Genomic DNA, 24422 nt, shown 5'->3' on the forward strand with positions numbered 1-24422 from the left:
TACCTGATAGAAGTAGCCTTTTTCTTCAAGGTCAAATTTTTATTGTTCTATTAAAATATACCTTCCATCGAGGGAGCTAAACCAAATCGTGTAATTCCCAGCTTCAACTGGGATATTAGGACCGCCTTGAACACCTACACCTGAGATCGCAGTATCTGCGCCCCAATTGTCAGCCCAGTCATTATCAGCTCTAAATTTAATATCACCAGCAGTTAAAGTCGCGGTAATTCTCCATAGATGCCTATCAAAATTTGTCCCAACCATAGCGGTAGAAGCGTCCCAACCATTGGCAGTTGCTGAACCGATAATACCAATTGTTTCGAATACACGATCAGTAGGACCATCAAATGGTACTAAACTAAAGGATCCATCTGATAAGTCAACAGTAAATGTGTAGAAACCTGCGGAGGCAACAGGAATTGCTTCTGGTTCATCATCACCAACGTTTACACGAACGGTGGTCCCATTATCAGTTCCCCACTGAGGTCTCCAATTATTCAAATTCTCAATCAATTTAAATGCACCTTGGGCAAAGAAACCTGAATAAACGTATAAATCTGGATTTTCAGGATCTCTAAATAAAGCTGGATTATTGTTGTTATTGTTCCAACCTGGAGCTGTAGCATCACCGACCAAGAATAAATTTCTAACCACCTCAGCGGTCGCAAATGTCGTAATATTGACCGTAGTGGTTGCACCAATCAAGGGAGAAAGGGCACGGGTAGTAGTGGCTCTTACCCTAAATTCAAGAGGGCCTGTTTCACCTGCTACAATTCCTTTAGCGATTGCTCTTCTATTCAATACATCCCCACGTACAGTGATAGTAGTGGTCTCTGAGGATCCAATATCTACAGGACTTGCGAAATTTGCCCCTGGTCTATCTGCCTGCAAAGTATATTCAACATCTGTTGGTATTCCGAAGTCCACAGGAGAAACAGTAAAAGAAATCATGGAAGCTGAATCCGCCTCTTCAATTACAATGGTAGATGGTGCAGAAACAAGATTAGAACTAGTTTGTGGAATGATTGGAGGATTATCGACCTCACCACAAGACCAAATAAGGGGGAGCATCAATGCTGCCAAAGATAGTTTAGTAAGTACTCTCATAAATTAGTAGTTTTGGTATTCATTTGGATTTATTTGTATTGGTTATGTACTATTTTTTATTGATTATAAGCTAAGATAATTGTCAAGCCAATTCATCAGAATGGATTAAATCACTTCAACCATATGAAATATTAACAAAATCTTCACGCTAAACCAAATTATGGGTAGAATTATTTTAGATTTAGTTTGTGCAAACGTAACCGCAAACGTTTTCCATTACTAAAAATCACTTGCAAGCCTCAAGAAATTCTCAGAATTCTATTACTTTCATGAACTTTTTTTGAATCAATAAATAAAGGAATCCCGTAAATAATTTTACCTTTATCAGCATTAGAAAAGTATAATTTTTATGAAATTAGGTCAAGCTACCATTAAAGATATTGCAAAAGAGCTAAATGTAAGCTTATCCACAGTTTCAAGAGCTTTGAAAAACTATCCGGGTATTAGTGAGGATACGAAAAGAAAAGTTAAAGAAACAGCTGAGCGGTTAAACTATCGGCCCAATGCTGTGGCATTAAGCTTGCGCCAAAGTAGGTCATTTACGATAGGAGTAATTATTCCTGAAGTAGTCCATTTCTTTTTCTCAACTGTTATCAGCGGTATAGAAGAAATAGCCTATGCCAACGGTTATAATGTAATCCTCTGTCAGACAAATGAAAAATATGAGCGAGAAAAGAGTGTTTTGGATACCATGCTCGCCAATCAAGTAGATGGGTTGTTGGTTTCCTTTTCTAAAGAAACCAAAGACTTTGAACACTTTACAAAGCTGATAGCATTAGAACTGCCCATCGTATTCTTTGACCGAATACCGGAAATTGATGATGCCGTGAATGTTACCGTGAATGATTTTCAGGGTGCATACAATGCCGTGACACATTTATTACAAGAAGGCTACCGGAAAATTGCACATATATCCGGCCCAGAAAATTTGACTATTACCAAACAGCGAAAAGCCGGTTACTTAAGTGCGTTGAAAGATTTTGACCCCTCGATTGCGTACTCTTTGATCGTTGAATGTCCCAGTGGAAATGAAGAAGAAAGTTTTCAGCTTGTCAAAGAAATTTTCCAACAACCAGGCGAAAAGCCTGATGCTCTATTTGCTCATCATGATATGGCAGCCGCAGGAGCTATGATGGCTTTAAAATCCTTGGGCATCCGCATACCCGATGAAGTAGGCTTGGTGGGGTATTCTAACTGGCAATTTTCTTCGATGATAGATCCTCCTTTGAGTACTGTTTCACAACCAGGAGCATGTATTGGCGAAACTGCTACAAAAATCCTTTTGGGAATGATGAACAAAACTGGAAATTTGGAAAAAGAACAAAGGAGCGTAGTACTCGACACAGATTTAATCATCAGAAAATCTTCCAAGAGATAATTATTTTAGAGAAAATTAAAGTTTTTGTGCAAACGTTTGAATCTTTGAAAATTTAGAAAAAAAGGAACTTTAGCTCTCTCAGCTAAACTAAATTTGGAAAATTGTTACGAGTCTGCGCTTTTTTACCTCACTTTTAGTCTTTAAATTTATTTTATTCCAAAAACTCAATTATATCAACTAATCAATGAAGTCAGTAGCTCAACCCCCTAATAGCAAACAAAATTCAAATGCAGGAACTATAGTTTTTTGGGAAAAATCCGCTACGGGAATTAGTGGAGAAACAGAACGGGCCTTTTTTAGACTGACCGTGTACGATGCAAACACAATCCGGGTTCAAGTTGGAAAAGAATCACAGTTTTCGAGTAATCCTTACAGTGTAATCAGCGCGCCGGAGTTAACTCCTTTTGAGATCTTGGAGAGTAATGAAAAGATTGTCCTAAAAACCTCAAAAATCACCTGTGAGGTAAATCTAGCGCCTTTTCATCTTTCCTTTTTAGATACATCCGGAAATATCCTCAACCAAGACGATCCAGCTTTTGGAGTATCATGGCTCGGGACAGAGGTTACCAATTACAAGCGTGTGCAACCAGATGAAAAGTTTATCGGTCTCGGTGAGAAAACAGGAGGCTTAAATAGAGCTGGAAGTGCATACACCAATTGGAACACGGATTATTTTGGGTATGGAATAGGTGACGACCCATTATATATGAGTATTCCATTTTACATAGGTATTCATCAAGATCGAGCCTATGGAATTTTCTTTGACAATACACACAAAACGATCTTTAACTTCGGCGCATCCAATAACCGATTCATCTATTATTCCGCAGATGATGGTGATATGGATTACTATTTTTTCCATGAAGAAAAAGTAGCAGATATCATCCAAGCCTACTGTAAATTGACTGGCACAATGGAGATGCCTCCCCTATGGTCATTAGGCTTCCAACAATGTCGCTACTCCTATTATCCAGATTCAGAAGTTCTCACATTGGCAAAAACCTTCCGGGATAAACAAATGCCTGCTGATGTAATCTACCTAGATATTCATCACATGGATAAGTATAAGGTGTTTACATTTGATCCCGTGAAGTTTTCGGATCCTCAGGAAATGATTACACAACTCAAAAGTATGGGATTCCGCGTGGTCATCATCATGGATCCTGGGGTAAAAACAGACAGTTCCTATGCTCCTTACGCAGATGGGTTGGCCAAAGACCTTTTTGTCAAATATCCTGATGGAGCTATTTATGAAGGTCAAGTATGGCCTGGTTGGTGTGCTTTTCCTGACTTCACCAAAGAAGAGACTCGTCAATGGTGGGGAGAACAAATGGCTTTCTACAAAGAAGCTGGTGTGGATGGATATTGGACAGACATGAACGAACCTGCCTCTTGGGGTCAATTTACCCCCAACTTGATTGAATTTTCATATGAAGGAGAACAGGTTTCCCATAGAAAAGCTAGAAATATCTATGGGTATCAAATGGCCAGAAGTGCCAAAGAAGGCGCTGAACTCCAAAACCCACAAGAGCGTGCATTTGTCTTAACAAGAGCCGGATTCTCAGGTATTCAACGGTACGCAGCCGCTTGGACAGGAGATAATGTTGCAAGCGAAGAGCATATGTTAGCTGGCGTACGCTTAGTCAACAGTCTTGGCCTCAGTGGTGTTTCCTTTGCTGGCTATGATGTTGGCGGATTTGCGGGTGAGGCTACAAAAGGATTATTTGCCCGTTGGATGAGCATCGCAGCTTTTGCTCCATTTTATCGCGCCCACTCCATGATCAACTCCAGTGATGCCGAACCTTGGGCATTTGGAGAAGAGGTGGAAGAAATCTCCCGCAATTATATGAAGCTCCGATACAGGATGCTTCCCACCATCTATAGCAGTTTTAAGAAAAGTGTAGAAACTGGACTTCCCGTCTCTAAAAGTTTGGCTATAGATTACTCGTTTGACCCAAAAATTTATGAGTCAGTATTTCAAAATCAATACATCTTCTGCGATCAATTACTGATAGCTCCGATAGAAAGCCACAAAGAAATTACAAAAGTTTATCTTCCGGAAGGTGAATGGTACTATCTTTTTGACGACCAACTACACCAAGGAAAACAAACCATCTATCAAGATTGTCCGCTCAACTATTTACCTGTCTATGTAAAAGCATCCGCTATTCTAGCTCTTCAATCAGACATTTCACATACAGCTGATGCGCATGATGGCGTCCTACACCTGCATGTGTACCAAGGTCAACAGTCCAATGAATACCTTCATTATGAAGATGATGGGATTTCTAAAGCCTATTTAAATGGTGATTACTATAGCCGTTTGATTACATGGAACCCTTCTATAAACACCCTGGAAATAGGAGTAGCCGAAGGCAGCTTTCCTAGTAAATTTGAGCAGCTTCGGATTTACTTTCACGGCAAAACGACTTTTGAGGCTCATGTAAATGGAACTCACTATCCAACCAAACAGGAAGACATTGCCTTTTTGGGAAAACTAACTGAGTTTGATCCGCTGCCAGAATATGAGCATCCCTACTATTCAATCAAAAACTGTGTTTGTATTGAAGTAAAAAACACGGCTGAACTTATCACCATACACCTACAATAACCCAACAACCGGCATCCATTATGGAAAATTCTGATCTCAAGCCAAGGTTAAGTTTCTGGCAAATCTGGAATATGAGTTTTGGATTTCTAGGAATCCAATTCGGCTTTGCATTACAAGGAGGATTCATGTCAAGGATCTTTCAAACCCTTGGAGCTGAAAAAGATACCATCCCAATCTTATGGATTGCTGCACCTCTTACAGGGTTAATTGTGCAGCCTATCGTTGGGTATCTTTCCGATCGCACTTGGCATCCTCGCTTTGGAAGAAGAAGACCATTTTTCCTCATAGGTGCAATTATGAGTACCATCGCTTTGTTTTTTGCCCCCTACTCTAGTGCTTTATGGATGGCAGCGGGTGCTTTATGGATTTTGGATGCTTCCATCAACATCAGTATGGAACCATTTCGTGCATTAGTAGCCGACAAATTACCTGATTCACAACGATCCTATGGATTTATGGTACAAACACTGATTATCGGTGTAGGTACTTGGGTGGCTAGTAACCTACCTTGGATGATGACACAATTAGGCGTATCTAATACTGCAGAACCGGGTGTCATTCCTGATTCAGTCAAATATGCTTTTGCCATTGGTGCGCTCGTGCTTTTTACGTCGATTTCGTATACAATATTTACCACTGAGGAGTATCCGCCAGAGGATTTAGACAAATTCAACAAAGAAAAAGAAGAGAGTAAAGGTTTTTTCAATGGAGTATCCGAGATCTTTAATAACATTGTTGGAATGCCAAATGTCATGATAAAACTAGGTGTCGTCCAGTTTTTCTCGTGGTTTGCTTTTTTTACCATGTGGTCTTTTGCAACGCCCGCCATTACAGAACATGTATTTAAGGCAACGGACACAAGCTCCCTCGAATATAATAATGCGGCAGATGCTGTTGGAAACTATTTAGGAACATATGGTTTAGTATCCATGATTTTTGCTTTGACTTTGGCTTTTATTACCAGCAAGGTCAAAATCAATAGGAAATTACTTCACATGTTTTCTCTTTTTGCAGGAGGAGTAGGTTTCATTAGTATTTACTTAATCCAAGAGGCTTGGATGCTTCATATATCATTTTCTTTGGTAGGTATTGCTTGGGCAAGTATTCTTTCTATGCCTTATGCCATGCTTTCGAGCTCTGTAGATCCTAAAAAAATGGGGGTTTACATGGGAATCTTCAACATGTTTATTGTAATTCCTCAAATCGTGGCCTCCTTAGGAGGGATAAACTTTATGTATAAATTCCTGTTTGGGGAAGAAGTGATTTTTACAATGGTTTTAGCTGGCACCGCTTTGATACTAGCAAGCGCCGCTAATCTATTGATCACGGACAGAAGTGTCACCCATGATGGATGAAATAACAGATCCTATGCAGCAAATTAGAATTACTGGAGTTCCTGAACATTTTAATTTTTTATGGAAAAAACTCATCCAAAGCCAACCTTACCTTGACCAAGGATATGAGTTGATTTGGATCGATGAACCCAAAGGTTCTGGAGCTATGAATGCGGCCTTGAGAAATAATGAAACTGATCTTGCTATTATTTTAACAGAGAGTTTTATTCAAGATAAAGTCAAGGGGAATCCTGCGTTAATAACTGATTGGTATGTATCCAGTCCATTAACCTGGGGGATTCACACCACAGCACGACTTCAAAAAAGACCCCTACAGTCGTATACAGCACCCACCATTGCGATTTCTAGGTATGGGTCAGGGTCTCACCTTATGGCTTTTGTACTTGCCAAAAGAGAAGCGTGGAATATTTCTCAAATAAGCTTTGAAGTAATTAACGATTTGAAAGGAGCTATCCGAAATGCTGAGGATTCCAAGGATCATATATTTCTTTGGGAAAAATTCACAACAAACCCTTATGTACTCACAGGTGTTTTTCACAGAATCGGGGAAATTCCAACACCTTGGCCTTGCTTTGTAACAGTAGCAAGAGAAGATTTTTTGACAACACATCAGCCCATCATGCAACAACTCCAACAAGCTATTAAAAGTCTAGCTAATGGAGTGAAAAAGGATCCTGAAACAATCCTTGCTATCAGTCAAGAATACGGGTTATTGGAGGCGGATGTAGCAGCTTGGATTCATCAGACAGAATGGGCACAAACTAATGAGATTTCTATCACTACGATCCGTAAAATAATTCAGATTTTAGAAGAACTAAAGCTTATAGATCAATCTATTGAAGTATCCTCGCTAATATCTAAAGAATTGGTAGTCTTAACCCCTTGATTGGGGTTTTCAAATATCAACAATACTTCTGAGCCTTTTTCTTCTTCACTAAAAATCTGAATTGCCCCTCCAATCTGCCCAATAAAATCATTAATCAAACTGTAGCCCAACCCTGTTCCAGTTTCCTTTTCAGTACCCTGTGATGATTCTACTAGAGAATTTTTGGTCGCAATGAGCTCACGGATTTTAAAGGAGGACATTCCTTTCCCTGAATCCTTAATGGAGATTACTATCTTATTGTTTACTGAGCTAGACTTGATGGAGATTACAGAATACTTTTCTGAAAACTTGATTGCATTACTTAACACGTTTCGGATAATCAACGTAAGAATATTTTTATCTGTCTCAATTAGATGAGTGGATGGCACATCGATCTCTATCAAAATATTCTTTTCTTCTGCTGTAAATTTCAAAAGATTAAAAGCAGAATAAACAGGTTCATGTAGCTCAATAAGTTCTTGCTGAATTTTAAATCCACCCATTTGGGAAACTGCCCAATACAAAACATTATCCATATTGGAATAAAGTTCATCTAAGTTTAGGAGGATTTTACGATTTACTTCTTCGAATTCAGTTTTAGAAAGATCTTTGTCCACGAGTAACTGTAAAACCCCTTTTAACTGTCCAATGGGAGCTTTCAAATCATGGCCAATAATTGACAAAATCTTGTTTTTAGTTTTATTGGCTTGATTCAACTCTTGGGACTTAATTTCCAGATCAATTTTTTGTTTGTTTACAAGATCCCTCTCGATCAATAGTCGCTGGTAAAGTATGTTTTTACGTCTATTGATAAAAATCATCCATAATACTAGGGTTATCAAGATAAAAGATAGTAATACTCCAAAAAATGTAAAACGTTGAAAAAGCTGCAACCTAACACTTTTCAATTGGGACTCAGCCTTGATAGCGGAGAGTTCGGCATCCACCTTATCAACTTCAAACATGCTTTGGATCAACTTCAGCTTACTTTTATCACTTTCAATCTCTTGTTCCTGATTCAACACTGTAAATTTTTGTAGATTTTCGTAGGCTAGATTAATATTCCCAAGAAGGTCATAAATTTTATAAAGATTATAATAGGTCTGAACTAACTCATCTTTAAAGCCTCCTTCTTCTGCCAATTCCCTACCTCTTTCCAAAAGTTCAACGGCTGTTGCGTAAGATCCATTCAAAGTATATACTTTCCCAAGTCGATGCAAAACAGATGATTCGAAAGACCTTAATCGTTGATGGGACGCTTGAGTCAAAGCATTGTTATAAATTGTGATAGCTTCATCCAGTTCACCTTTTGCTACCATTACATCTCCAATGACTCTGAGTGTAAAACTAGTGAAATAAATAGACCCAGCAATTTCATTGGTTTCAAGAGCCATATTAGCAAAATGCAATGCAGAATCTAATTCATCTAGCTTTGAATAGTTTAAAGCTATGTTATTAAGGCTGCGAATGACGGTATAGGTATCATCAATAGAAGTGGCGATACTCAGAGCCTCTTTGAAATAACTAATCGCTTGATTATAATTTGTTTGCTGATAATAAAGTGCGCCTAAATTATTAAGTACCATTGCAAGCTCTAAATTATCTTGGTTGGCTATTCCCATCAAATAGGCATCCTTGGAATATCTAAATGCTAAATTCCAATTCCCTTTCCGATAATGTATCCATCCAATATTCCCCTTGGCACGTCCCAGCGAAATTCTATCATCGAGTTCAAGTGCTAAGGATTCAGCGGTAAGTGCATATCCTAAAGCTTTATCCAATTCCTGTTCTCTCAATAAAAAAGTTAATCGGTTGAGTGCTTCAAGTTTTTGCGCTTTGTCTGAGGTTTGAAGAACAAATGCTGACAAAGAATCGATTTCAGCCTCTTGCCGTCCAAACAGAGAGGTAGTGATCAAACTCATACTAATCAAAAGTATTTTTAAAAAACACTTCATGGTGGCTTACTTCTTGTAAAAACTAAAAGTAATAAATAAAAAATGGAATTACAGCAGAATATGTTTTTTACTTGGTCTTAAATTAACCTTATGTAAAAGGTTGGGATTGGTTTTATAAATTATCCCAATCCCAATCTGTATTTAATTGATTGATAGCGTAATGAGCTGTCAAATCATATTGACATGGCACTATTGACACATAATTATTAGCAATTGCCCATTCATCGTTATCTTCACCTTTATCAAAATTCACAAAATTGCCAGCCATCCAGAAATATTTTCTTCCATTTGGATCAAAACGCTCCTGAAATTCCTCCTCCCATTTGGCATGAGCCTGTCGACAAACCTTTACTCCCTTTATCGCCTCATTTCTTTTTGGCGGAAAATTGACGTTCAAAGCTACACCTTTGGCCAAGCCATTAGTAAGCACTTGCTCGGCTATTTTATAAACATATTCTTCTACATGAGAAAAATCTGCTTTGGAAGAATAATCGCATAGACTGAATCCTATAGAGGGGAGTCCTTCAAGTGCACCTTCTATAGCCGCTGACATAGTACCTGAGTACAAGACAGAAATTGACGTATTGCTTCCATGGTTAATTCCAGATACAACCAAATCAGGCTTTTTATCTTTTAGCACATAATGCTTAGCCAGTTTAACACAATCCGCAGGTGTTCCGCTACATTTATATGCTTCCACCCCCTCAAAAATATCCTCATCATAAATGCGGAGGGTTTCACCAATGGTAATGGCATGTCCCATACCTGATTGAGGGCTGTCAGGTGCTACAACCACTACATCCCCCAATTTTTTCATTACATTTACCAATACACGGATTCCCTTGGAGGTAATACCATCATCGTTTGAAACCAAAATCAATGGTCTATTATTCATAAAATTATCGTATCTGATTGTAATATGCAGTAATTCGAAGAAGGTCTCCCCTCTTGTCGTGAGAAAGTCTGTTTTTCCTCATAAATAGTTCTACTTCATCCGATCGGTCTCCTAAAACATCCAATAACTCTTTTTTCTTTTGGGCATATTTTATGATTTTTCCGTCTTTGATAAAATAGTAACTAAAAGCCAGTTTATAAGCTCCTCCCATTTGAGGACCCCACATAGGATTCATTGGCATTCCACCCCAAGCACCCATACCACGATTGTCAGCCACAATGTGCTCGCGACACAGCAAAACAATGTTATCGCCTTCCGTCAGAATTTCAAAGAACACCGGCGTATCATAATCTCCCGACAATGGAAAAGGCAAGGTATAGAAGGTGCGGATTCCACCATACTGTTCATCGAAAATTTCAAATTGAGAAACATTGGATGCCCCGAAGGTATCTATACTATTGGTTTGTAGTTGAACTAGATTGTTTTCCAGATCATACTTTACTTGACCTTGGTACACTTGTCCATTGGTTGTGACAATTTGCCCCTTATGCCATACCTGAGAAGGAAAAACTCCAGATTGAGCTATCGTCTCGAAGCTGATGAGCAGAATGAATAATGAAAGTACGTATCTCATAATTATCATCGATTTATACTAAAGATAACGAACCTTTGCTAATTATGTTGATTTTTAAAATGAAATGAATGCGTTCTTTTTATTTTTTTAAGATGCTATGGCCCATTTTATCACGCTTGGTTTCCAAATATTTGGAATTATGCTCGTTTGGCTCGATCTCAATTGGTAGCTGCTCAATTATCTCCAAATTATACCCGATCAAACCAACCCTCTTGGTTGGATTATTGGTAATTAACCGGATTTTGCAGACCCCTAAATCACGCAAAATCTGAGCTCCCACCCCATAGTCGCGACTATCCATTGGAAATCCAAGAGCTAAGTTAGCCTGAACAGTGTCCATTCCCTGTTCTTGAAGCTTGTACGCTTTTAATTTATTCAATAAGCCGATACCCCTCCCCTCTTGATTCATGTAGAGCACCACACCTTTACCTTCTTTTTCTACCATCTCAAGTGCTCTGTGAAGTTGAGGCCCACAATCACATCTACACGAACCGAAAATATCACCTGTTATACAGGAAGAATGAACGCGTACCATCACAGGTTCATCTTTTTCCCAAGTTCCTTTAATCAATGCCAAATGCATATCATCGGTATTCGTTTGCCTAAATGCAATCAAATCAAAATCACCATAGGCCGTCGGCATATCAACACCGATTTCGCGTTTTATTAAAGATTCATTTTTCAGTCGATACGAAATCAAATCTTTGATCGAAATTAGCTTCAAGTTGAATTTTTCAGCAACCTTCACCAAATCCGGAAGGCGGGCCATAGTGCCATCCTCATTCATGATTTCTACCAAAACACCTGCCGCAGAAAAACCAGACAATCGAGCTAAATCTATTGCTGCCTCTGTATGCCCAGCTCTTCTTAAAACACCTCCTCTTTTGGCTTTTAAAGGAAAAATATGTCCCGGCTTACCCAATTCATCTGGGTGTATACTATCATCCACCAATGCTCGGATAGTTTTGGCTCTATCACTGGCAGAAATACCTGTAGTACAGCCATGACCAATCAAATCCACAGAGACTGTAAACGGCGTTTCATATGCCGCAGTATTAGTTCCAACCATTAACTGCAGCCCAAGTTGATCACATCTGTCTTCAATTAATGGAGCACATATCAATCCCCTCCCATGAGTGGCCATAAAATTGATAATCTCAGGGGTCACCGTTTCAGCAGCGCATACAAAGTCACCTTCATTTTCCCTATCCTCATCATCTACCACTATGATTACTTCTCCATTCTTGATCGCTACAATTGCGTCCTCAATGCTGTCTAATTTGAATTCTTGAGACATATTTTTTTTTGTATATCTGGGTTTGTACCCGTAAAATTACTAGGTTTTATGAGCAAAACCGCCAAAAACCAATTAAAGTTTTGTTCAAAAAGATATTACAATACCTAATTGTTTATCGATTGCTACTTGATAGCTCTTCAATTCCATGTACACGCTGATTTTTTCAGACACCAAATCAGCTGATTCCTTATTCAACTCAGCTTTTTTGATTTGATCTCTTGCTTCATCCAACATCTTTCTGATTACCTTTTTCTTTAGATGCAGAATATTATCGTACACAGTTTTGGCAAGATCGTCTGCTTCATGTGTTGTGAAAATCTGAAAACGAGATTCCCACAGCGTTGATAATTCATATTTGGGTGTAATCAAATTAATGACCTCCCGCTTGATATCTACATCCTCAGTAGACAAAAAGTAACTAGGCTGTGGCAACAAACCTTGCTTCAACGCATCTTTAAAGATTTCGAGAATTTTATTGAACACAGGTGTTTCAAAGGTTAACTCCTCCGTTTCCTGAAGCAAGTACTCACATACACTCAACTCTTCGGAGACCATTTCGAAACCATAATTTACTAATAGTCTCAGCATTTCCCGCTCTTGGAGCTGAATCAAGCGAAAATTACTAGTCTCCTCTTTGGGGCTAGGAAGTAAGGTTTCTAAAGCCGTAGGAGCCTCTTCTTCTGCACGCTTATCTTTAAAAAACTGATCCTTTTGAGATTTTAATAAAATCTTATTGAGCTCCGAAACCAAAATATCTTCTTCGATTTCCAGTAAGCTAGAAGATTTCTTTACAAAAACAGAGCGAATAATTGGATCCGGAATTTTAGAAAGACTTTGAACCACTTGTTTGACTAGATCCGCATACTTGATTGGATCTTTTGCTGCTTCTTCGGCATATAATCCAATTTGAAAGGAAAGAAAATCCACGGAATGCTCATCCAAATACTGAACAAAAGCTGAGCTCCCTACTTTTCTAGCATAAGAATCAGGGTCTTCCCCATCAGGAAAGGCCACTGCCTTTACATTCAATCCTCCTTCCAAGATCATATCGATCCCTCGAAGGGAAGCTTTGATTCCTGCTGCATCCCCATCGTACAAAACAGTGATGTTATCACTAAAACGTTTGATGAGTTTTATTTGGTTTTCAGTGAGTGAGGTACCCGAAGATGCCACCACATTTTCTATCCCTGCCAAATGTAAACTGATCACATCAGTATATCCCTCTACCAAATAACAGTTGTCCTTTTCTCGGATAGATTTTTTTGCCTGATAGATCCCGTACAGAATATCACTTTTATGATAAACCTCTGTTTCGGGGGAGTTAATGTATTTGGGTTGCTTTTTATCATTAGTCAGGATTCTTGCGCCAAAACCAATAGGCTTCCCTCCTAAATTATGGATGGTAAATGTGACTCTTCCACGAAATCGATCATAAAACCGTGAAGCATCTCCTTCTTTTTGCAGGATTAATCCTGCTTTTAATAAAATTTCTTTCGTGTGACCAGCCGCTTCCGCTGCTATTAAAAACTTATCCCATGCATCTAGTGCATATCCTAGATCAAACTTATCAACGATCGCTTGAGTAAAACCTCGCTCTTTAAAATAAGATAATCCTATTGATTTCCCCTCTTCCGTTTGTAAGTTGTTGGCAAAAAATTCTTTAGCAAAATTCAACACAATGTACAAACTCTCCCGCTCATTATGGGCAATCACCGCCTCTGGGCTAAGTTGACGTTCCTCTTCTATTTCTATCCCGTATTTTTGCGCTAAATGCTTGATGGCTTCATTAAATCCCACCCCCTCTATATCCATGACAAACTGTATAGGGTCTCCCGCTTTGCCGCAACCAAAGCACTTATATATTTGCTTAGCCGGTGAAACGGAAAAAGAAGGCGATTTCTCATTATGAAAAGGACAACAGGCCCAGAGGTTCTGCCCCTTCTTTTTCAAAGGCACATAATCCCCTACGACATCTTCAATGTCTGCACGTTCCCTTACTTTTTCTGTGGTCTGCTTACTAATCGCCATGGGCATGGAATAAAAATCAAAGATAAGAAGACAATCTTTATTTGAAAGCCTAGGTGAAGAAGTGAAACTATTTGTAGTTGCCGTAAGTTTGACTTAAAGAATAAAATCCTTCTATAAAGGTTTTTATTTGGCTTATTTATGAACTAATTTGCACGTAAAATTTACAATTAATTATGGCTATCAGTCAAGAGCAAGTACTACAGTCCCTTAGCAAAGTCGATGATCCTGATTTGAAAAAAGATCTAGTTACCTTGGGGATGATTCAGGGATTAGAAATTACAGGAAACACTATCAAGTTTAAAGTTGTACTCACTACCCCTGCCTGTCCACTCAAAGAAGTAATAAAAAACAATTGCATTGAAGTCTTAAACGCTGATTTAGGAGAAGACATCGACTTGCAAATTGAAATGACATCGAATGTAACCACAGCCCGATCGGACGCACCGATGCTTCCACAGGTCAAAAACATCATTGCCATTGCATCAGGAAAAGGTGGGGTCGGTAAATCCACCACTGCTGCAAATCTTGCCGTAGCACTAGCCACTACCGGTGCTAAAGTAGGTTTGATCGATGCAGACATCTCAGGGCCTTCTATCCCTACCATGTTCAATGTAGAAGCTGAACAGCCAATGGTCACACAGGTCGATGGTAAAAATACCATTATACCGATAGAGCAATACGGAGTTAAATTAATGAGTATCGGTTTCCTTACTCCAGCCGACGCAGCAGTAGTATGGAGAGGGCCAATGGCAAGCTCTGCCTTGAAGCAATTTATTGGAGATGTTGAATGGGGTGAGTTAGACTATTTATTGATTGATCTACCTCCAGGAACATCTGATATTCATTTAACAATGGTGCAAACTGTTCCTGTGACTGGGGCAGTAATAGTGACTACTCCTCAAAAAGTAGCACTTGCAGATGCCATTAAGGGTTTGAGCATGTTTAAACAGCCTCAAATTAATGTCCCTGTCTTAGGTGTTATTGAAAATATGGCTTATTTTACGCCCGAAGAATTACCAGATAATAAGTATTATATCTTTGGAAAGGATGGAGGTAGAAAATTGGCTGAAAAGTTTGATGTTCCATTCCTAGGAGAAGTGCCAATTGTTCAAAGTATTCGCGAAAGTGGAGATACTGGTTATCCAGCTGTATTGAAGAAAGGCGTGACCCAAGATGCCTTCATGCAATTGGCAGAAGCAGTTGCTCGACAAATTGCTATCAGAAATGCTGAAAAATCAAAAACTGAAGTTGTACAGGTAAAAATATAGAAATGAATACATCATTGTTGGAAAAAGTTGAAGCAGCATTAGATACTATCAGGCCCTATTTAGAGGCCGATGGTGGAAATGTCAAAATTGTGGACGTTACAGAAGAAATGACTTTGCGTTTGGAGTTAACAGGCACGTGCAGTTCATGTCCAATGTCTGCTATGACATTGAAAGCTGGTGTAGAGGAGGCAGTCAAAAAATCCGTGCCAGAAATCCTAAAAGTTGAAGCTGTAAAAGTAGAAGTAGCCTAATTTAATACCGAATGTCCCAAACAAAAACTCCCCTAAATTACTTGAAAAGGGTATTTCTCTTTTTAGTTTTCTTTGCTTTCAGCAATTTAACTTATTCTCAAGCATTTTTTGGCAAAGCATTTCAACATGTACATGATGAGCAATGTGGTCACAAGTATATGGAAGCCCTTTTAGAAGAAAAATTGGGTGTGTATGGAAGTAAGGAGTATTTTGAATCTTGGCTCCAAGAAAAAAAAGAGCTGAGAGACAATAATCTAGAATCACTTCGCACGCAAAATCAAATAAAAAAAATACCTGTTGTAGTACACGTCATTCATAGTGGTACTGCGGAGGGGGTAGGTGCGAATATTCCCTTCGGCCAAATAGAATCACAGATTCGAACGTTGAATGAAGATTTCAGAAGACAAAATGAAGATAGAAATCAAACACCAGGACAGTTCCAGCCAGTAGCTGCCGATACAGGTATAGAGTTTGTACTTGCCAAACAGGATCCCAATGGACTTCCTACCACTGGGATTATCCGAGTGCAGGGTCCTCAAACTACCTATTCGCCCAATGATGCTTCTCTTATCAGTCAAATTTCATCTTGGCCACCAGAGGAGTATCTTAATATTTGGGTAGTTCAGCTAGCCTCTCCCGTCATTGGTTATGCTGTTTTTCCCATTTCTAACCTACCTGGACTTAATTTTCCTCCAGGAATCAGGGAATTAGATGGTATCACAGTCGACTTTCGTTATTTTGGAACAGGGTTTAATACTGTTTCTAGTTCACGCGGCAGAACTGCTACCCATGAAGTAGGACACTTTCTTGGCTTAAGGCATATTTGGGGAGACGGTGATTGTTCAGTAGATGATTTTGTGACAGATACGCCGCTTCAAGATGGTCCTAACAATATCTGTAGAACACTCAATCCACGGATCACTTGCGATACCCGAGATATGGTTGAAAATTACATGGATTATACGACCGACATATGTATGAATCTATTTACACAAGGTCAATCCGAGCGAATGAATATTGTTTTGGAAAATAGCCCAAGGAGAGCAAGTCTTGTAAACAGCCGTGCTACACTAGAACCAGAATTACTTGAAAATGACTTATCTCTACGTGCTATTATTGAGCCCCAAGACTTTATCTGTGACCCTGTTACTTTACCTCGATTGGTGATTTTAAATACAGGAAGCAACACTGTAAGCAGTGCACAAGTAGAAATTAAATTAAATAATCAGGTAGTTGAGAGTAGAACATTTAGTTTAGATTTAGCTACTGGAGACTTTGACACACTCCAATTCAACTCATTACAACTAGCAGGTACTGGAAATCTATTTGAAGCAACTATTCTACTTGTCAATGGACAGCAAGATTCAGACCCTAGCAACAATAGCTTAACTTCTTCTCCCGTCTTACAAGGACAAATATCACTTCCCTATAATTTAAGAATGGAAGATGTGGGGAACTCTTGGGTTGTCCGTAACCCAGATGATAGTTTCACTTGGGAGGTTGTCAACAATCAATTTATTGATGGTAGCAATAGACAATTACTCCGCGTCAGGAACTATGAGTACGATGCCAATGGTCAGCTCGACTTCTTAATTTCTCCACAGATTAACCTTGCCGAGTCTCCGAATGCCCAGTTAGTGTTCAGAATGGCTCATGCACCATTTAATGCTCCTGGCTTCTCAGATGCACTTTATGTGGCCTTATCTACGGATTGTGGAAATACATTTTCCATCATTGATGCACCTTACGCAAAAAATGTCCAATTTTTACAAACAGTTAATCCGATTTTAGATGAGTTTATAGCAAACTCAGACGCTCAATTCAGAACAGAAATCGTAAATCTTGCGCCTTTTGCTGACTTGGGTAATGTTAGAATTGCTTTTATCAACCAAAATGGATTTGGAAATAATATCTTTCTTCAAGACATTCAAATATTGACAGAAGAGACTTTCCGCTATCGGGTAGAAATACCAAATTTGGTGACACCTGCTCCTATATCGAACAATAATTACGAGAACGAACAAATTGAAATTACCAATACAGGGAATCTACCAGTCACTGGTTTTATTTTACGTAGAAGATATGGTAATACACCACAAAATTCTTTCCTGTTCCGTGGTCAAATCGCCCCAGGAGGAAGTGCTCTTTTAAATCTACCAAAAACAACGCTTGGAGGTGTCAACAATTTTCAATTTACCATTGACAATCCTAGTTTTGATCAAAACCCTGGAAATTCCACGAATTTATCTCGGTTTGTGGTATTTGATACAGAAACACAGCGGACTCCATGGAGGCAAAATTTCAATAATATTGTTTCTCTCAGTCCTTGGGTTACTATTAATCCAGAAAACAATAGAGCTGCTTGGACACTTACACCGGTACAAAATGCACCCAACAGTAATGTAGTCAGGGTACAAGCCACTGAACAGGGGAACTCCTTTTGGCTAGGCACGCCTATATTTGAGCTCAATAAAAGTCCGCAGGCATCCATATTCTTTGACCGTGCAGCTGGCCCTATGCCTGCCACGGCAAGACTTCGTGTCCTTGCCAGTGAAAATGGAGGTGGTACATACAGCGAAGTTTTATCCTTAAGAGGAAGTGAAATCAGTACAGTAACGACTGGAGAACCGAATCCAAATAATCAAAGTGACTTTGCAAGAACTTTTATAAACTTAAGCGATTTTGCTGGAAGGGGTAAAACGACCACGAGAGTAGCCATCGTGATGGATGGTATTAATCCAGAAGATGGGCCCATCTACCTCAACAATGCAGAGTTGTTTATTTCTGCTAACCCAGAACCAGTGGATCCGGGGTTAGGAAATTCCATTCTTTATCCAAATCCAGCAAGAGATCAATTCAACATTGCTTTCAATTTACGTAATTTTGAAACTATCAATATCAAGATGATTTCTCCAACTGGAGCATTGGTGCATGATGTAGATTATCCTAATACCTTAAACCAAACGTATACCTTTACCACCAAAATGTTGTCTAAAGGTTTGTTTATTATACAAATAAGTAGTCCAACCATCACCGAAACCAAAAAGTTGTACATACACTAGGGGGATGGTTCAAAGTATTAAAGGCTGGTCTACTCTTAAGACCAGCCTTTTCTTTATTTTTGGCCTTTGATTTGTGATAAAATCCATAGATTTGCTTAAATCTATACACTTTCAAAAGTCTGTATTCGTTACTAATTCAAAATAAAATTCCATGAGTAAAATCAAGGCAGCCACCAAGAAAATCCTTATTCATTTTTCGATTATTGTAGGGTTAACTATTGTTCTGGCATTTCTATTCTTGAAAGTTTTTCTTCCCAGCTATACTAATCACGGTGAAACTGTTAGCGTACCAAATTTAGAAGGATACGACTACTTAGAAGCTGGTAGGTTTTTGGCAGATCGTGATCTTAGTTACGAAATCACCATTGATAGTGGCTTCAATGCTGAATTGAAACCATTTACTGTTTTACAACAAAACCCTAGACCGGGTAATCAGGTAAAAAAAGGTCGTAAAATATACTTGACCTTGAATTCTAAAAATGCACCCATGATTCGAATGCCAAATTTGGTAAACACTCCTTTAAAAAATGCGCAAGAGATTTTATCGAATATTGGCTTAATTCGCGGAGAGATTGTGTATGTACCCGACATCGGGGAGAATGTGGTCTTGGAACAAAAATTTAGAGGTAGAAATATCAATGAAGGTTTTGAAATCCCTAAAGGTTCGCAAATTGACTTGGTAGTCGGTGACGGGTTAGGAAATCAGATACTGGAAGTTCCGGGAATTGTTGGGATGGACGAAACCGATGCTGAATTTTTAATTATTGGATCAGGTCTACGGTTTGGAAAAATAAACTATATTGAGACAGATAGTGTGCCCGACGGGATTATCATTCGCCAAATGCCCCCAGCTGGATCAGAAGTGCGTACAGGGGAACCTATTGATGTTTGGATTTCAGAGATAAAACGATTTTCTAATAATTAATGAAGACATTGAGGAAACACATTGGGTTAATATTTCTGTTACTGTCGATAAGCTTTGCTACATTCGGACAGTTTCAGCAATTACCCACTCCTATTCCTCAACATAAAAAACCATTAGTTTCCAATCAACGTGTATTGGAAGAGGCGCTTGCACTTCCTTTTTGGGATGATTTTTCTGGTGGCAATATCGACAACAATAAATGGATCAATGAAGGTGCTACCCAAAGTTTCACGGTTGCTAATGCAGCACCTACCATTGGTGTATTACTATTGGATGGAGTGGACGAGCGTGGGGCGCCCTACTCTTTCAATTTACTCGAACAGGGATTTGCAGATCGAATTACATCTCGACCTATCAATTTATCCAACATTTCTTCCACGCAAAGCGGTACTGTTTTTCTGAGTTTTTATTGGCAACCAGGAGGGAAAGCAGAAATGCCAGATTTCAATGATGAGCTGAGCCTTCAATTTTTGAACGAATTGGGAGAATGGATAGAAGTTTGGAGTCAACGTGGTGAACTACTCCCCAACCAATTATTCTTTACTCAAGAATTAATTCAAGTAACACCTGATTTTCAGCACGAAAACTTTCAATTTCGATTCAGCAGCAGAGGCAGGCTTTCAGGTCCCTTTGATTCTTGGCTCATAGACTACGTTTATTTAAATCAATTTCGGAATTCGAATGATATAGCGAGAAGAGATCGGGCACTTACAGAAACCAACCGACGCCCTCTAGAGAAATATTCAGCCCTTCCATTTTTTGAATACCAACGAAGAGGTAATGAACTCTGGAATAGAACTACCAATGAATTCAATAACTTGAATAATCTCTTCTCCCCGATGGAGTTTACGGTAGCCTTAAATAACAGGGAAACCGGAGAATTGGTACAGGCGATTAATACCAATACACCGATTAATCCGGTACCGCTTGCATTTGAACGTAGAAGGATTCAAAGTAATGAGATCGGTTTGGCTCCTCGCATAACAGCAGAAACCGATTTGGAATTACTGACCTACCTAAGTACAGGAGATGAATTTCTTTTCCAAATAGTCAATGGCGATACAATTCGATACAATACCGTAGACCTTCGTGTTAATGATACCGTACGGACAGTTATCCAGATTCGGGATTTTTTTGCCTATGATGATGGAATGGTGGATTATTCTGCTGGAATCAATCAACGATCAGGTATGCTGGCTAATCGATTTGAAGTCAGTGAACCTGCTTATGTCAAAGGTATCAGTATAAACTTCACAAATTTTGCACAATCCGGGAGAGTACTTGACTTGATGGTATGGAATAATCTCAATCAGCAACCTCTTTTTGTACAAGAAGTATTCATCCCTGCTTCTGACGAAATAAACGAATTTAGTTATTTTGAATTTGAGGAAAACATCTTGGTGGATGACATTTTTTTTGTAGGTTTTGCACAATTTACCAATGAGTTTATACATGTAGGCCTCGATAAATCTTTTGATAATGGAAGAGAAATTTTCTTTAATGTCAGTGGATCTTGGCAACAAAACACGATCGTGGAAGGCTCTCTCATGATTCGAGCTCATATGAGTGAGTTTCCGATTATCGAGGAACAGGCAGAACTTTCACCAAGCCCTCAAGTCTATCCCAACCCAGTATCATCCAAGCTTCACATTGATGGCAAAGTAGATACTATTCAGGTCTTTGATCCATTTGGAAGATTATTAAATCTCCCTCAAACGGTAGATGGGGAATTGAAAATAATTAACTTTGAGGGAATGATGAAAGGAATCTATTTAGTCAATATTTTCCATAATAATATCGTAGAAACCAAACGAATTTTAGTACAATAACATGCAAGATATAACCGTCGAAGAATTAAAAGACAAACTTAACGCAGGAGAGGAATTTCTGTTTATTGATGTAAGGGAAGAGTGGGAATATGAAGAAGATAATTTAGGTGCAAAAAATATTCCTCTGGGAGAGTTTCCTTTTGCTTTGGAAGATTTCGAATCTTTCAAAGATAAGGAAATTGTACTGCAGTGCCGATCTGGTGCAAGAAGTGGAAATGCCAAAAATTTTATGGTCTCCAAAGGTTTTACGAACGTTAGAAATCTTTTAGGGGGCATCATGGCCTACCGTGCTATGGAAGAAGAGGAGGGTTGATTATATCAACCTTCCTCTTAGGGTTTAATGGGGTCATCATTCCAATGAAAGGACAGGTTATTGGAAACACGTAAACCCAAAAATCATGAAAAATGCAATTATTACCGGTGGCAGCAGTGGTATAGGTTTGGGCATTGCCAAACATTTTGCCAGTAAAGGTTACAACCTTTTAATCAATGGCTTAGAAAAAGAAGGACACCTGATTGCGTTAGGCATTGAAAAGGAATTTGGTACCACATGTATTTTTAGCGCAGCCAATCTCCTCTATCCTGACGAAATATATCAAATGATAGCCCTTGCGGAAGAAAAGTTAGGTCCCATTCAAGTATTGATAAATAATGCAGGAATCCAATATGTTTCACCTATTGAAGATTTTCCAGACAACAAATGGGAAGCCATTGTTGGTGTAAATTTATCTTCCGTATACTATGCTTCCAAGGCAGTTTGGAAAGGCATGAAATCCCAAGGGTTTGGAAGAATCATCAATATCACATCCGCTCACGGTCTAAGGGCCAGTGAATTCAAGGCTGCATATGTCGCTGCCAAACACGGTGTGACCGGATTAACCAAAGTATTGGCTTTAGAGGGTGCTCCTTATGGAATCACTTGCAATGCTATTTGTCCAGGTTATGTACGGACCCCTTTGGTAGAAGGTCAAATAGCTGATCAAGCCAACGCACATCACATGACAGAAGAAGAGGTTATAGAAAAGGTCATGTTGAAAAAGCAAGCTATCAAATCCTTTATCCCCATCGAGGACCTCGCTGCACTGGCACTATTTCTCGCATCGGAAAACTCAAGTACTATGACGGGCGTTAGTCTACCGATGGAGGGAGGTTGGACTTCCCAATAAATTCGTCTATGGAAATAATTGCAATTATTAGTTCTTTAGTACTCTTGATGGTGTTGGCATACCGTGGATATCCGGTCATATTAATCGCTCCTTTGCTAGCAGTACTTGCGGTAATGATCAGTGGAGAGAAAGGTGCTCTGGCTTTCTATTCAGAGGTATTTATGAAAGGGCTTGGCAATTTCATAATCAAGTACTTTCCTATCTTTTTATTAGGAGCGATTTTCGGTAAGTTAATGGATGCAACAGGTGCCGCCCGCTCTATTTCCCGTGAAATCATCGCTCGACTAGGTGAAAAACATGCGATCATCGCAGTAGTTGCATCTTGTGCACTTCTAACCTACGGCGGTGTAAGTATTTTTATCGTGGCTTTTGGAATTTTCCCGATGGCTAAGTCTTTGTTTCAGGAAGCCAACATTCCAAAGCGACTCATCCCTGGCACAATTGCTCTAGGGTCCTTTACTTTTTCAATGACAGCTCTACCAGGAACTGTACAAATACATAACATCATTCCTATCCCATATTTTCAAACGGATGCATTTGCAGCTCCTCTTTTCGGTTTAATCGGGAGTTTAATTATTGCTAGCCTTGGAGTTACTTGGCTACAATACAGGAGCCAAACAGCCCAAAAGCAAGGTTTGGGTTATGGCTTTGAAGAAGACAACGGTCATCACTATGCATCAGTCCCCCCTTTTTGGAAGTCCCTAGTGCCAATTCTTTTTTTAATCAGCTTAAATTTTCTGTTTTCTCAACTCGTTATTCCAAAGTGGGATGCCGATTTTTTACAAAATCCAGCTTTTGGAAATGCCACTCTTGATAGTGTAAAGGGAATTTGGTCCATTATTTTAGCTATGTTACTGGCCATCGGACTTTTAATTCTCCTTCATTTTAAACAGCTCCCAAAACTGAAAGACGATCTTCAGCAGGGCATTCAAGCGAGCCTGATGCCTGTTTTCAATACAGCTACAGAAGTTGGTTATGGTAGCACTATTGCTGCGCTGGCAGGCTTTGAAATGATCAAAAATTACGTTCTCCACACCTTTCAAGAAATTCCTTTACTAAGTGCAGCACTTGCTATCAATTTGCTTGCGGGTATTACAGGTTCTGCCTCCGGAGGTCTGGCAATTGCCTTAGAAACTTTGGGCAGTACTTATTATGAAATCATGGTTCGGGAGGGAGTTAGTCTCGAATTAATGCATCGAGTAGCCTCTATGGCTAGCAGTGGACTGGATAGCTTACCACATAATGGAGCTGTCATTACCCTATTGATGATCTGTGGCCTGACACACCGACAAAGCTACCTTGACATAGCAATTACAACCCTGATTATTCCAGTATCTACACTATTCATCATGATACTTTCAGTATCTATCATGTAAGTTTCCCAAGCAAAAAGTCATTGGCCAACTTCTCGGTGGGATGATATTCAATTTTCATTTTATGGTGCTTATCTATCAATTTTTTGGCGATGCTTTTACTTGAAATTGCTCTGAAGGTCACTGCTGATGGCAGAATTGCCATGCGGATATTCTCTCCCAGACGCTCAAATAAAACAGGAAACCAAACCTTGTATAACCATTTCTGTTGAGCGTCGGTTAAAGGCTGAATTTCCCGCTGATCGACAAAGATTCGCTTGATATCATGCTGAATCATATAATCCAAGCCAAAGTTTAACGCCTCTTGATAGATGTCCATAGGGATTTTACCCTTCCATACAAATCGTATACTCTCCCGATCTTCATCGTGAAAGATTTTCACCAACGGCTGTTCAAAAATGATTTGCATAGTTTCTGTCCAAA

At 39.2% G+C, this 24422-nt stretch carries 19 protein-coding genes; 12 read left to right on the forward strand and 7 right to left on the reverse strand.

Annotated elements, in window-relative coordinates:
• Window positions 1-39 precede the first annotated feature (39 nt).
• The gene (locus IPZ59_RS17295; RefSeq protein ID WP_236137301.1) at window positions 40-1107 is read right to left on the reverse strand and encodes a SusE domain-containing protein; all 1068 of its coding nucleotides are present in this window, start codon (window positions 1105-1107) and stop codon (window positions 40-42) included.
• A gap of 349 nt (window positions 1108-1456) precedes the next feature.
• Here IPZ59_RS17295 and IPZ59_RS17300 point away from each other — a divergent pair, with 349 nt between their 5' ends.
• From IPZ59_RS17300 to IPZ59_RS17315, 4 genes are all read left to right on the forward strand, one after another.
• On the forward strand, window positions 1457-2485 hold the full coding sequence (locus tag IPZ59_RS17300; protein WP_236137302.1) for a LacI family DNA-binding transcriptional regulator: 1029 nt from the start codon (window positions 1457-1459) through the stop codon (window positions 2483-2485).
• A gap of 184 nt (window positions 2486-2669) precedes the next feature.
• Complete coding sequence (locus IPZ59_RS17305) at window positions 2670-5096, forward strand: glycoside hydrolase family 31 protein (RefSeq protein WP_236137303.1); 2427 nt, start codon at window positions 2670-2672, stop codon at window positions 5094-5096.
• 20 nt (window positions 5097-5116) lie between these two features.
• Window positions 5117-6451 carry an MFS transporter gene (locus IPZ59_RS17310; RefSeq protein WP_236137304.1) on the forward strand — a complete coding sequence of 445 codons (1335 nt, stop codon included), beginning with the start codon at window positions 5117-5119 and terminating at the stop codon, window positions 6449-6451.
• A gap of 13 nt (window positions 6452-6464) precedes the next feature.
• Window positions 6465-7337, forward strand: a complete 873-nt coding sequence (locus tag IPZ59_RS17315) for a type 2 periplasmic-binding domain-containing protein (RefSeq protein WP_236137305.1) — start codon at window positions 6465-6467, stop codon at window positions 7335-7337.
• Here IPZ59_RS17315 and IPZ59_RS17320 read toward each other — a convergent pair.
• From IPZ59_RS17320 to dnaG, 5 genes are all read right to left on the reverse strand, one after another.
• Window positions 7280-9238: an ATP-binding protein gene (locus IPZ59_RS17320; protein WP_236137306.1), complete on the reverse strand. Its 1959-nt coding sequence runs from the start codon at window positions 9236-9238 to the stop codon at window positions 7280-7282. The two genes, IPZ59_RS17315 and IPZ59_RS17320, sit on opposite strands and share 58 nt — an antisense overlap.
• 145 nt (window positions 9239-9383) lie before the next feature.
• A complete protein-coding gene (gene surE, locus IPZ59_RS17325) occupies window positions 9384-10166 on the reverse strand; it encodes a 5'/3'-nucleotidase SurE (protein ID WP_236137307.1) in 783 nt (260 codons plus the stop codon).
• A 4-nt stretch (window positions 10167-10170) separates the two neighbouring features.
• Window positions 10171-10800: a hypothetical protein gene (locus IPZ59_RS17330; RefSeq protein WP_236137308.1), complete on the reverse strand. Its 630-nt coding sequence runs from the start codon at window positions 10798-10800 to the stop codon at window positions 10171-10173.
• A 79-nt stretch (window positions 10801-10879) separates the two neighbouring features.
• Window positions 10880-12097, reverse strand: coding sequence for a bifunctional 3,4-dihydroxy-2-butanone-4-phosphate synthase/GTP cyclohydrolase II (locus IPZ59_RS17335; protein ID WP_236137309.1), 1218 nt, complete (start codon window positions 12095-12097; stop codon window positions 10880-10882).
• An 84-nt stretch (window positions 12098-12181) separates the two neighbouring features.
• The gene (gene dnaG / locus IPZ59_RS17340; protein ID WP_236137310.1) at window positions 12182-14125 is read right to left on the reverse strand and encodes a DNA primase; all 1944 of its coding nucleotides are present in this window, start codon (window positions 14123-14125) and stop codon (window positions 12182-12184) included.
• Window positions 14126-14298: 173 nt separating this feature from the next.
• On the opposite strand from dnaG, the gene IPZ59_RS17345 reads away from it, so the two are divergent.
• The 8 genes from IPZ59_RS17345 to IPZ59_RS17380 all read left to right on the forward strand — a co-directional run bounded on the left by IPZ59_RS17345 (window position 14299) and on the right by IPZ59_RS17380 (window position 24002).
• On the forward strand, window positions 14299-15393 hold the full coding sequence (locus IPZ59_RS17345; protein ID WP_236137311.1) for an Mrp/NBP35 family ATP-binding protein: 1095 nt from the start codon (window positions 14299-14301) through the stop codon (window positions 15391-15393).
• A gap of 2 nt (window positions 15394-15395) precedes the next feature.
• Complete coding sequence (locus tag IPZ59_RS17350; RefSeq protein ID WP_236137312.1) at window positions 15396-15644, forward strand: NifU family protein; 249 nt, start codon at window positions 15396-15398, stop codon at window positions 15642-15644.
• 11 nt (window positions 15645-15655) lie between these two features.
• Window positions 15656-18706 (forward strand): T9SS-dependent choice-of-anchor J family protein, encoded by a 3051-nt coding sequence (locus IPZ59_RS17355; protein ID WP_236137313.1) that lies wholly within the window; start codon window positions 15656-15658, stop codon window positions 18704-18706.
• Between the two features lie 151 nt (window positions 18707-18857).
• Entirely contained in the window at window positions 18858-19631 is a 774-nt protein-coding gene (locus tag IPZ59_RS17360) for a PASTA domain-containing protein (protein WP_236137314.1), read from the forward strand.
• Window positions 19631-21460 (forward strand): T9SS type A sorting domain-containing protein, encoded by a 1830-nt coding sequence (locus IPZ59_RS17365; protein WP_236137315.1) that lies wholly within the window; start codon window positions 19631-19633, stop codon window positions 21458-21460. The genes IPZ59_RS17360 and IPZ59_RS17365 overlap by 1 nt, the downstream gene beginning before the upstream one ends.
• A gap of 1 nt (window position 21461) precedes the next feature.
• The gene (locus IPZ59_RS17370; protein ID WP_236137316.1) at window positions 21462-21773 is read left to right on the forward strand and encodes a rhodanese-like domain-containing protein; all 312 of its coding nucleotides are present in this window, start codon (window positions 21462-21464) and stop codon (window positions 21771-21773) included.
• Between the two features lie 85 nt (window positions 21774-21858).
• Entirely contained in the window at window positions 21859-22626 is a 768-nt protein-coding gene (locus IPZ59_RS17375; RefSeq protein ID WP_236137317.1) for a 3-hydroxybutyrate dehydrogenase, read from the forward strand.
• A gap of 8 nt (window positions 22627-22634) precedes the next feature.
• Window positions 22635-24002: a GntP family permease gene (locus IPZ59_RS17380; protein WP_236137318.1), complete on the forward strand. Its 1368-nt coding sequence runs from the start codon at window positions 22635-22637 to the stop codon at window positions 24000-24002.
• Here IPZ59_RS17380 and IPZ59_RS17385 read toward each other — a convergent pair.
• The gene (locus IPZ59_RS17385; RefSeq protein ID WP_236137319.1) at window positions 23995-24408 is read right to left on the reverse strand and encodes a hypothetical protein; all 414 of its coding nucleotides are present in this window, start codon (window positions 24406-24408) and stop codon (window positions 23995-23997) included. The two genes, IPZ59_RS17380 and IPZ59_RS17385, sit on opposite strands and share 8 nt — an antisense overlap.
• Window positions 24409-24422 lie beyond the last annotated feature (14 nt).

This window comes from Mongoliitalea daihaiensis (assembly GCF_021596945.1).
In the GTDB taxonomy this organism is placed as follows: Bacteria; Bacteroidota; Bacteroidia; order Cytophagales; family Cyclobacteriaceae; genus Mongoliitalea; species Mongoliitalea daihaiensis.